The 10,172-nt window shown below is 42.0% G+C and carries 11 protein-coding genes; 9 read left to right on the top strand and 2 right to left on the bottom strand.

All coding sequences use genetic code 11. The features are described from left to right. From Q0296_RS06525 to Q0296_RS06510, 4 genes are all read left to right on the top strand, one after another. The coding region (locus Q0296_RS06525) for an FAD-dependent oxidoreductase (protein WP_298038257.1) at positions 1-638 on the top strand (638 nt) is incomplete at its 5' end. 309 nt (positions 639-947) lie between these two features. Beyond that, positions 948-1,718, top strand: coding sequence for a 4-hydroxy-tetrahydrodipicolinate reductase (dapB, locus tag Q0296_RS06520; RefSeq protein ID WP_298038254.1), 771 nt, complete (start codon positions 948-950; stop codon positions 1,716-1,718). A 273-nt stretch (positions 1,719-1,991) separates the two neighbouring features. Further along, positions 1,992-3,329 (top strand): amidophosphoribosyltransferase, encoded by a 1,338-nt coding sequence (gene purF / locus Q0296_RS06515; protein ID WP_298038252.1) that lies wholly within the window; start codon positions 1,992-1,994, stop codon positions 3,327-3,329. Further along, a complete protein-coding gene (locus Q0296_RS06510) occupies positions 3,326-3,988 on the top strand; it encodes a hypothetical protein (RefSeq protein ID WP_298038250.1) in 663 nt (220 codons plus the stop codon). The genes purF and Q0296_RS06510 overlap by 4 nt, the downstream gene beginning before the upstream one ends. Before the next feature lie 592 nt (positions 3,989-4,580). Here Q0296_RS06510 and Q0296_RS06505 read toward each other — a convergent pair. Together Q0296_RS06505 and Q0296_RS06500 are read right to left on the bottom strand one after the other, a co-directional pair. After that, a complete protein-coding gene (locus tag Q0296_RS06505) occupies positions 4,581-5,738 on the bottom strand; it encodes a double-cubane-cluster-containing anaerobic reductase (RefSeq protein ID WP_298038247.1) in 1,158 nt (385 codons plus the stop codon). Beyond that, complete coding sequence (locus Q0296_RS06500) at positions 5,725-6,501, bottom strand: acyl-CoA dehydratase activase (RefSeq protein ID WP_298038243.1); 777 nt, start codon at positions 6,499-6,501, stop codon at positions 5,725-5,727. Before Q0296_RS06500 ends, Q0296_RS06505 begins: the two co-directional genes overlap by 14 nt. A 165-nt stretch (positions 6,502-6,666) precedes the next feature. Between Q0296_RS06500 and Q0296_RS06495 the strand changes: the two genes are divergently transcribed. From Q0296_RS06495 to Q0296_RS06475, 5 genes are read left to right on the top strand one after another with little or no spacing between them, the layout of a single operon-like run. Beyond that, entirely contained in the window at positions 6,667-7,335 is a 669-nt protein-coding gene (locus Q0296_RS06495; protein WP_298038241.1) for a CsgG/HfaB family protein, read from the top strand. Beyond that, entirely contained in the window at positions 7,320-7,718 is a 399-nt protein-coding gene (locus Q0296_RS06490) for a DUF4810 domain-containing protein (protein ID WP_298038238.1), read from the top strand. Before Q0296_RS06495 ends, Q0296_RS06490 begins: the two co-directional genes overlap by 16 nt. After that, on the top strand, positions 7,708-8,385 hold the full coding sequence (locus tag Q0296_RS06485; protein WP_298038235.1) for a GNA1162 family protein: 678 nt from the start codon (positions 7,708-7,710) through the stop codon (positions 8,383-8,385). Before Q0296_RS06490 ends, Q0296_RS06485 begins: the two co-directional genes overlap by 11 nt. 5 nt (positions 8,386-8,390) lie before the next feature. Then, entirely contained in the window at positions 8,391-9,293 is a 903-nt protein-coding gene (locus Q0296_RS06480; RefSeq protein ID WP_298038232.1) for an EamA family transporter, read from the top strand. Beyond that, positions 9,271-9,693 carry a Sua5 YciO YrdC YwlC family protein gene (locus Q0296_RS06475; protein WP_298038229.1) on the top strand — a complete coding sequence of 141 codons (423 nt, stop codon included), beginning with the start codon at positions 9,271-9,273 and terminating at the stop codon, positions 9,691-9,693. The genes Q0296_RS06480 and Q0296_RS06475 overlap by 23 nt, the downstream gene beginning before the upstream one ends. The last annotated feature ends 479 nt before the right edge of the window (positions 9,694-10,172 follow it).

The following is a 10,172-nucleotide window of genomic DNA, read 5'->3' as shown; positions in this document are numbered from 1 at the left end:
AGAGCGAGCAGGCAAAGGCTGTCATCGTAGCGACTGGCTCAACCCCAAGACGTGCTGGCTTTAAAGGCGAGGACGAATTCTTTGGCAAAGGCGTTAGCACATGCGCGACATGCGATGGCTTCTTTTACAAAAACAAAGAGGTAGCCGTTCTTGGCGGTGGCGACACAGCTGTTGAAGAGGCACTTTATCTAGCAAATATCTGCTCAAAAGTTTATCTAGTGCATAGACGTGACGAGTTTAGAGCGGCACCAACAACCGTTGAAAAAGCTAGAAAAAATGAGAAGATCGAGTTTATAACAAGTGCGACTGTAAAAGAGGCGCTTGGCGATAATACGGGTTTAACAAAGATCGTGCTTGATACTAAAAATGGCGAGCGCGTGCTTGATGTGCCGGGCATTTTCACCTTTGTCGGACTAAATGTAAATAACGAAATTTTAAAAGACGAAAACGGCAAATTTATCTGCGAAATGGCTGATGGCGGACAGGTAAAGACTAACCTTAAGATGCAAACTAGCCTAAAAGGGCTCTTTGTAGCAGGCGACATCAGAGAGGATGCTCCAAAGCAAGTCATCGTAGCAGCAGGTGATGGCGCAGTGGCTGCACTTAGCGCTATGAGCTACATAGAAAGCTTGCATTAATACTCAAATTTAGCCAAAAAATTTGGCTAAATTTCTTTTTTAAGATAAACCTTCTTTAGTAAAATTTATATTTTTAAAAGTACTTGTTTTTAGGCTTATCAGAACACCTCTTTTAAAAGAAAATAACTCTAAGACAGAGCTTAGCCGCCTTTTTACACAAAATAGGCAAAAGTGGGTGCGTCTAATAATTACCAAAATTCTAATTTTTAATTAAATTCTAGCTACAAGTAGCCCTTTTCAAAAGCCATTTCGTAATCTCTCTATAATAAATTTTATGTTAAATTTCACCCAAAAATCAAAGGATAAATTTTGGTAAAAATAGGACTTTACGGTGCTAGCGGCAAGATGGCTCAAAGTATCATCTCTTGTTTAAAAGATGAAAAAGACGCCACTTTAAGCGTCGCTTTTAGCCAAAAAAATGAGGTTGAAAATTTAAGTAGCGAGCTTTTGACAAATGACTTTGCTAAATTTTTTGAAGCGTGCGACGTCATCATCGACTTTAGCCAAAAAGAAGCGACCGTAGCACTGCTAAACTACGCTAGAACCAACCCAAAACCACTAGTCATTGGCACAACTGGACTAAATGACGACGAGAAAAACTTGCTTCACCTAGCATCAGGTACTATGCCAATACTCTACGCAACAAACATGAGTCTAGGCGTAGCAGTGTTAAACCGCATAGCAAGGATAGCTTCAAAAGTTTTAAGAGAATTTGATATCGAGATAGTCGAGCAACACCACAGATACAAAAAGGACGCTCCAAGTGGCACTGCGATGACCTTGGCTGGTTGCGTGGCAGAGGCAAGGGATCTAAATTTAAAAGATGTTTTAGTAACAGGCAGAGCTGGCATGGTGGGCGCAAGAAGCAAAGATGAGATCGCGGTTATGGCACTTCGTGGAGGCGACGTGGTCGGTCGTCACACGGTTGGCTTTTACAATGACGGCGAATTTATCGAGCTAAACCACACCGCAACGAGCAGAGCGACCTTTTCAAAAGGTGCGATCAAGGCAGCCATCTGGCTAAAAGATCAAAGTAGTGGCCTATACTCGATAGACGATAGTTTGGGGCTTGATGATTAAATTTAGTCTTGATGACGCGCAGAGCTACAAGCTAGAATTTGGCGATAAATTCTACCTGCCAGAGCGCGAAAAGCGCCAAAATTTAAGAGCTGGAGAGTTTGATTTGAGATGATAAAAATTTAATTTTAGCGCATGTGGATTATTATAAATGGTGCAAATGGCGGCAAATGTGCCAGAATTTTGGATAACACGCCACTTACAAATAGTGCTTAGCGTTGGCTATGAAATTTAACTACAAAGATGAAATTTAAAAAGATGAAAAGAGGATAAAAGATGTGTGCGATAGTTGGTATCATAAATTCTAAAGATGCGGCGAAAACAGCGTATTATGCGTTATTTTCTATGCAGCATCGTGGTCAAGAGGCAAGTGGCATCAGCGTCTGTAACGACGGCGAGATCTCTACCCACAAGGGCAACGGTCTAGTCACCGAGGTCTTTAACGAGGAGATCTTGAGCTCTCTAAAAGGCGACATGGCGATCGGTCACAACCGCTACGCGACAGCTGGCAAAAACTCAGGCCGTGACGCTCAGCCCATAGCTGCCAACTACTCTTTGGGTCAAATTTCGATCGTTCACAACGGAAATTTGGTCAATAAAGACGAGGTTAGAGACGAGCTCATAAAAGATGGCGCGATATTTCAGACAAATATGGACACCGAAAACATCATCCACCTCATCGCAAGAAACCACGACGAACACCTACAAGATCGCATCATCGCAGCACTTGACAAGATAAAAGGTGCTTACTGCTTGCTCGTGCAGTCACGCCACAAGACTTTTGCCATCAGAGACCGCTGGGGTGTTAGGCCGCTAAGCCTTGGCAGGCTAAAGGACGGCGGATACATCGTAGCTAGCGAGACTTGCGCGTTTGACCTTGTGGGAGCAACATTTATAAGAGATGTTAGACCTGGCGAGATGATAGTTTTTGAGCATGGCAAGAGCGAGTTTCAAAGCTTGCAAATTTTCGAGCCAGAGCCTAGAGTTTGCGCCTTTGAGTACATCTATTTTGCACGCCCAGATAGCGTTATAGAGGGCAAAAGCGTCTATGAAGTGAGAAAAAAGATGGGCGAGGTGCTTGCTAGAAAGAGCAAGGTAAAGGCTGACTTTGTAGTGCCAGTGCCAGATAGCGGCGTGCCAGCAGCGCTTGGATACGCAAATGAGAGCAAAATTCCATTTGAGCTAGCCATCACTAGAAATCACTATGTGGGCAGAACATTCATCGAGCCAAGCCAAGAGATGAGAAATTTAAAGGTCAAGCTAAAACTTAATCCAATGTCAAGCGTGCTAGAGGGCAAAAGCATCGTCGTGATCGATGATAGCATCGTTCGTGGCACCACTTCTAAAAAGGTGGTCGATCTTTTAAGACACGCAGGGGCGAAAGAAATTCACTTCAGAGTTGCGTGCCCTGAGCTAAAGTATCCTGAGCGATACGGCATAGATACACCAAGCTTTGAGGAGCTAATAAGCGCTAAAAAAAGCATCGAAGAGGTCAGAGAGTACATCGGAGCTGATAGCTTGGAGTTTTTGAGCATTGATGAGCTTAAAGAGAGTATCGGCAACGAGAGAAAATACTCGCTTGTAAGCTTTGATGGTGATTACTTCATAAAATGAGAAATTTAGTAGTTCTACTGCTTGCAGCGCTCTTTTTTGCGGCCTGCTCGCAAAAAATGCCTAGCAAAAAGGATGAAATTTCCATCATGGTGAGCTACTTTGAGCTAAACAGCGAAAAGCAGCAGCTGCTAATCAAAAATATGCCAAATTTGGCTGAACTAAATGCCAGCGTGCCATTTTTTGGCATGGTAAATTTTCTTGATCAAAATAAAACCACAAGTGCTTATTCTCTTATAAAGGGCGTTATAAACGTCATTGAAGCTGACAACGCCTCTATAAATTTAAACAAAGCTAGTAATGTTCTGGCTCTTAAAAAATCTAGTGAGATAAGGTTTTATGAGATAAGGCCTGATGTGGTTGAGAGTGTTAAATTTAGATCACCAAATGGCGTTTGTGGTGAGTTTTTGGCTCAAAAGCCAATTTTTGTAAATGCGGCCACCAACTACTATTTAAGAGATGATAGCTTTTTTGCAAGTTTTATCGAGGCAAAATTTGTTTATAAAAAGGGCGCAAAGATCCTGAAAAAGGAGTTTGCTTACAATATCTCTGAGCCTAAAATCCTAGAAGAAGCCAAAGAATTTACACAAAAACCAAACCAGCTTTTCTTAAATGATATGCAAAAGCTTGGCAGACTGCTTGACATACTCTGCACCTATTAAACGTTAAATTTAGACTTTTTCACGAGCCAGCACCCTTTTTAGGGTTAGAAATAGCAGAGAAAAACCTAACTGTGATTATAGTGGGGAAAAGAGCTTATGGTGACCGATAAAAATTTAGCACGGATATTGCAAAATATTGGTGCTTTGATCAAGGCAATTTCTAGGCTACCTAGCACTAGAAAAGCTAGAGACTATGATCAATAAAGATATTAAATTTTATAAAAAACCATTCCAGAATACTGCTACGATAAAATTTGCTCTAGCCAGAATTATGCCAATGCTCTTTTTGAAAAAGAGCATATATATGTAGAGATGTATAAAACTTAGGCGACAGAGAAAAGACTAAAGAGTATAGCGACAAAATGAAAAATGGCGATGAAAAGTGGAATTTGGTTCTTTATGATTATCAACACATAAGATATATTTATAAAGACACCACTGCGTGGAAGCTTTTGCTCTATTAGGTCGGTCAAGCAACAGCCTTCTTATCCATTTGCTTTAGCTGACTTGTAAATTTAGTAAATTTCACCATTTTCAAGTCAGCTATTTTAAATTTAAAGCTAAATTTAGCCCCCTGCTCTTTAAATTTATCCTAAAGCATCTCTATAAACGCCTCGAGCCTTGTCTTGATCTGCCCAGCGTCGCTTGTAGAAAAGTCCGTCTCAAGCGCCATATAAGGCGTATCTACCTCGTTGCATGCCCTTTTTATATTGGTAGTTTCTACGTTGTAAGTGTGACAGGCTTGCAGCACAACGTCGATCACGCCGTCCGCCTTATACTCTTTTATCATCTCTTGAAGCACATTTTCTCTATCTTTATTTGGCGACATGATCGAGCAAGGTATCGCCATGTAGCGCTTTGCTATGGCGCTAATTGGATCGTCGTTTTCATCGACAAGGTTGCTAAAGTTTTTAGTTCCAGTGCAGTTTTCGTAAGCTACCACGACGCCGCCTGCCTCTTCTATGGCTGGCACTATCTTGTCATAGACCCCGCCACTTGGACAGCCTGTGATGATGATGCGTTTGGCATCTTTATGCACGGGTGAAATTTTGTCCCTCACGCACTCTTTTAGCTTATTTACGATGATCTCAAGGTCGCTTATCTGCTCGGCCTTATCAAATATAAAGCCATTTCCATATAGCAGTGCGTGCAGCTCTTTGCCGTTCATCGGTGGTGGCGTTAGCTTCATGAAATTTTGAATTTCGCCCATCAGCTCGCGCTCTTTGTTAAATAGCCTGATAGAGTTTTTTAGCTCCTCGTCGCTCACTTTCACGTCAAATTTAGCCTCCAGTCGCTCCTTTAACTCCCTAACCTCATCTTGCCAAAGCTCTAGGCTCTTTTGGCTCTTGAAATGTGGCAAGTGCATGACGTGAACGTCTTTAAACTCACCCATCAGCTCATACATCTTTTTCTTGCCGTCGCAGGTAGTTTCGCCGATAACGATATCGGAGTTTCGCACAAATGGGCACTTGTTTGCCTTAGCAAAGCCATAGCTTGCCTTTATGAGCGGGCAGAGGTTTTTAGGCAGGTACTTTTCGCCCTCAACCACTGCGTTATCGCCAGTAGCGCAGACGCTCACGCTATAAGCGTTTGCTGCGTGGATGAGCTCTCTTGGCGTGTAGGTGCAAAATATCGCTGCGATCTTTTGACCGCTATTTTTGACTGCTTCGACGTTTTGGGCTAAATTTTTCTTAGCGCTGTCATAGGTAGCGAAAATTTCGCTTAAATTCATGTTCTCATTTATTGCCATCTTCTCTCCTTAAATTTCTTATCCCTGCAAGGCTAGCGCCTATCGCACCGCAGTAGATCGCGTCTTTGTGCGTGGTGACGCTAGCTTGCAAGCACGCTTCTAAATTTTCTCTCACATACTCGCTCTTACTAAAGCCACCGCTTAGAAAATAGCTCGTATTTGCCTGTTTTTTGACCAAATTTGAAATTTTATTTACAGCTGAAATGATCACCGCTTTTGCGATATTTTCTCGTGAGACGTTTTGAGCGATGAGACTTATGATCTCAGACTCCGCAAAGACCGTGCACATCGAGCTTATGGCGATATCTTTGTCGCTATTTTTAGCAAGGCGTGTAAGCTCATCAAATCTAACTCCAAGGCGGTTTGACATCACTTCAAGAAATTTACCAGTGCCGGCTGAGCATTTATCATTCATCGTAAAGTCAGTCACCGAGCCATTTTCAAGCTTAATAGCCTTCGTATCTTGTCCGCCCACGTCTATAACGGTGCAGTCGCTTTTGCAAAAGTAGTGCGCCCCAAGCGCGTGACAGGTGATCTCAGTAAGCGTTTTATTGGCGTATGGCACCGAGACTCTGCCATATCCAGTCGCTGTAAAATATAGCTCGCCAAGGCCTAAAGCTAAAACTCGCTCTTTTATAAGCATGGCCGTATCTGCGCTGCTCCAGCCTGTTGGGAGTAAAAATAGCTCCTTTATCTCGCCGCTAGCTTCCATGACTGCTACTTTTGCAGAAGTTGAGCCTATATCGATTCCGATTGAGTGCATTTTGTATCCAAAAAAGGTCTTTCTAAAACTTAGAACTGGCGTGATTTTACTCACTTTAAGACAAATTTGTCAATAAATAAGACTAAATTTAGAGCTCTTTTAGTTTTAAAGCTATTTAAAAGGAATTTTAGTAATATATGAAGATTTTTATCATAAAGGATATATATGAAAAATGTTTTAAAATTTAGTGCAGCTCTATTGATCGCAGCGCTTTTTGCTGGATGTGCAAGCGAGAGCTCAAGAGTGGTTGAAACTCCAAAAGTTGCAAGCTACGGCTCAGTTTATAACGGACAGAAAGTCTCAGTTTCTATTGGCCGCTTTAATAACCAATCAGCCTATCAAAATGGTGTTTTTGGTGACGGCGAGGATAGACTTGGCAACCAAGCTCAAAGCATCTTGATCACAAATTTACAGCAAAGCGGTAGATTTTCTGTGCTTGATAGATCAAATATGAAGGTGATCAAACAAGAGAGCGAGCTAAGCAAAGAGGCTCAAGATTTAAAAGGCTCGAGATACGTCATAACTGGCGATGTGACTGAATTTGGCCGCAAAACAACAGGCGATCACCAGCTATTTGGCATACTTGGCAGAGGCAAGAAACAAACAGCCTACTCAAAGGTAAATTTAAACGTTGTTGATACCAAAACCGCAGAGGTCGTCTACTCAGTTAGCGGCGCTGGTGAATACACCCTTTCAAACAGAGAAATCATAGGCTTTGGCGGCTCAGCTGGATACGACTCTACACTCAATGGCAAGGTACTAAGCCTAGCTATCATAGAGGCCGTAAATAACTTAGTAAATGGGATAGAGAGCGGAGCATGGCAAGTAAAATAAAACTTACCTGCCTTGCACTTTTTGCGCTATTGCTTGCAGGCTGCAATCAACCAGATACACCAAGGTCGCTTTACTACTGGGATGGCACGTATAACAATGCTTTGTACACATACCTAAATGAGAGCGGAGATACAAATGAGCAAATTTCACATTTAGAAAATTTGATCCAGACATCTACGCAAAAGGGCTACAAAATCGCCCCAGGGCTTTATGCACACCTTGGACTTTTATATCTAAATAATGGAAATTTAGGCGTTGCAAATGCAAATTTTGACAAAGAAGTGCAAAATTTCCCAGAGTCACGCGAGTATATAAATTTCATCAAAGGCTCAAGAAATTTAGTTCAAGCGCCTAAAACAGAGGAGGCCAAAGATGAAAAATAGCCTGAAATTTATAGCTGTGGCACTTCTTGCGATATTTTTTACTGGATGTTCTGTAAAAGAGCCTGAGCCATACGACTACACTGCCTTTTTACAAAAAAAGCCCCACTCTATCTTAGTGCTCATGCCAACAAACGATAGCACCGATGTAGCTGGCTCAGCAGCTGTGCTAGCTAACGCAGTAGCCCCGCTTAGCGAGGCAGGATACTACGTATTTCCAGTAGCTCTTGTAAATGATACATTTAAGCAAAATGGCATAACCGAGCCAAACGAGATCGCAGCCGTCCCACTAAATAAGCTTGATAAAATTTTTCAAGCCGATAGTGTGCTTTATATCAACATAAAAGAGTACGGCACAAGCTATGCCGTTATTTCAAGCTCTACAAGAGTTGTGCTTGAAGCAAAGCTAGTCGATATAAAGAGTGGCGCTACCCTCTGGAATGGAACAGCAACAGCTATAGAAGATAGCAGTAGCGGTCAAAGTAGCCTACTTGGCATGCTAGTCTCAGCCGTCATCACGCAGGTGGCAAACACCATCTCAGATAGATCGTACGACCTAGCAGTAAGGGCTGACGCCTATCTCTTTTCAAGAAACTGCCACAACTGCATACTTTATGGGCCATATTCGCCGCACTACGGTAAAGACGCCCAGCTACATAAAGATAGATAAATTTAATGTCCAGCCATCAACTAGGAGTGCTTCTTACGCTAGTTGGTGGCGTACTTTGGGGGTTTAGCGGAGTTTGCGGGCAGTATCTTTTCTCGCAGGGCATAAGCGCTGATTTTTTAGTACCTTATAGGCTCTTGCTAGCTGGCTCATTTATCGTGATCTACTACGCTTTTAAGGCTCCAAAGGCAGTTTTTGCGCCACTTACTGACGTAAAACTGCTAGCAGAGCTTCTTATATATGCCATACTTGGGCTCATGATGACGCAGTATGCTTATTTTTACTCGATCGAGCTCTCAAACGCCGCAGTTGCGACCGTCATTCAATACACAGCCCCAGTTCTCATCCTAGCCATCATCTGCCTAAAAGAGAGGCGAGTGCCAAGGCCGCTTGAAATTTTGGCTCTGCTTTGCGCGATGCTTGGGGTCTTTTTCCTAGCCACGCACGCGCAAATTTCAGCCCTTGTCATCTCACCAGAAGCGCTATTTTGGTGCTTAGTAAGTGCTATTTGCGTCTGCGTTTACAACCTTGCTCCAACAAGACTAAATGCCAAATACTCCGTAGCTCTAACCATTGGCTGGGGCATGGTGATAGGTGGCGTGGTGCTTTGCCTTTATATGAGAGTGTGGGAGTTTGCAGGGCTTAGTGGCACGGCGCAGTGGCTAGCATTTTTCGCCGTTATCACGCTTGGCACGATATTTGCATTTAGCTTTTATATGACTGGAGTTAAGCTCATAGGCGCCTCGAAAGCTAGCATGATAGCCTGCGTAGAGCCACTAAGTGCGGCCTTTTTTGGCTACTTTTGGCTTGGGACGAAGTTCGTCTTTTGGGACTTTTTAGGCTTTGCTCTCATCATATCTTGCATATTTTTACTTTCAAAGAAGAGAGATGATATACCTAGCACAAACTGACACGACAGCTGGCTTTTTAAGCAAAGACTACAAGGAGATAAACCACGCCAAAATGCGAAACGAGGGCAAACCTTGCCTCATCACGACGGCTAAATTTAACGTTTTAAACGAGCTTGCAAGAGTGCCAAAAAAATATAAAAATTTCATCCGCCGCTCGAGAAAAACGACATTTTTATATCCAAATTTAAAGGCTATCAGAGTCGTAAAAGAGTGCGAACACGAGAAATTTTTAACCAAATTTGACTGGCTTTACTCAAGCAGCGCAAACAAAAATGGTATGAAATTTGATGAAGCTTGGGCAAGAAGCGTGGCTGACGAAGTTGTTGATGAACGATTTTTTGAAGATACGCCATCAAAAATTTATAAAATTTCAAAGTCAAAACTAAAAAAGATCCGCTAGTTAAATTTACGCCCTGCACTTTTTATAAATTTAGGTAGCTTTGTTGTGGTTTTAGGTGATAAATTTACTAAATTTCACAGCTTACAAGAGCAGTTTTAAAAGCTAGTTTTTTAGACAAGGTCTAAATTTAATCTACTAATTATATAAATTTACAAGTATCCAAACTAAATTTAACCTATCTCGTATTATAAGCCTCGCTCTAGACTACATTTTGAAATTTAAAGTCTGCCAGATGCTTTAGCCAAACAGTGGCTGATATAAATTTGAGCCAATATATAAAGTTGCCCACTAAGACCAAATTTATCGCCAACTCGCATAAATTTACAAATTTAGAGCGAGAAAGGACTAAATTTCATTAAATTTAGCTCATTTGTGCGGATAAAGTAATCATTCGACGCAACGCCACTACAACCACGCAAGCAAATTCAGTCAAACCACAAATTTAAAATTTAAGCCACTACTAAAATTTGGATGCAGAG

It is taken from the genome of uncultured Campylobacter sp. (assembly GCF_937890585.1).
GTDB lineage: Bacteria > Campylobacterota > Campylobacteria > Campylobacterales > Campylobacteraceae > Campylobacter_A.
This window is presented reverse-complemented; position numbering and strand designations above follow the sequence as displayed.

Excerpts from the sequence above, each read along its gene's own strand:
- Q0296_RS06485 (WP_298038235.1), top strand. The coding sequence starts at position 7,708 with ATGAAAAATAGCCTGAAATTTATAGCTGTGGCACTTCTTGCGATATTT.
- Q0296_RS06505 (WP_298038247.1), bottom strand. The coding sequence starts at position 5,738 with ATGGCAATAAATGAGAACATGAATTTAAGCGAAATTTTCGCTACCTAT.
- Q0296_RS06510 (WP_298038250.1), top strand. The coding sequence starts at position 3,326 with ATGAGAAATTTAGTAGTTCTACTGCTTGCAGCGCTCTTTTTTGCGGCC.
- Q0296_RS06480 (WP_298038232.1), top strand. The coding sequence starts at position 8,391 with ATGTCCAGCCATCAACTAGGAGTGCTTCTTACGCTAGTTGGTGGCGTA.
- Q0296_RS06475 (WP_298038229.1), top strand. The coding sequence starts at position 9,271 with ATGATATACCTAGCACAAACTGACACGACAGCTGGCTTTTTAAGCAAA.
- purF (WP_298038252.1), top strand. The coding sequence starts at position 1,992 with ATGTGTGCGATAGTTGGTATCATAAATTCTAAAGATGCGGCGAAAACA.
- Q0296_RS06495 (WP_298038241.1), top strand. The coding sequence starts at position 6,667 with ATGAAAAATGTTTTAAAATTTAGTGCAGCTCTATTGATCGCAGCGCTT.
- Q0296_RS06490 (WP_298038238.1), top strand. The coding sequence starts at position 7,320 with ATGGCAAGTAAAATAAAACTTACCTGCCTTGCACTTTTTGCGCTATTG.
- Q0296_RS06500 (WP_298038243.1), bottom strand. The coding sequence starts at position 6,501 with ATGCACTCAATCGGAATCGATATAGGCTCAACTTCTGCAAAAGTAGCA.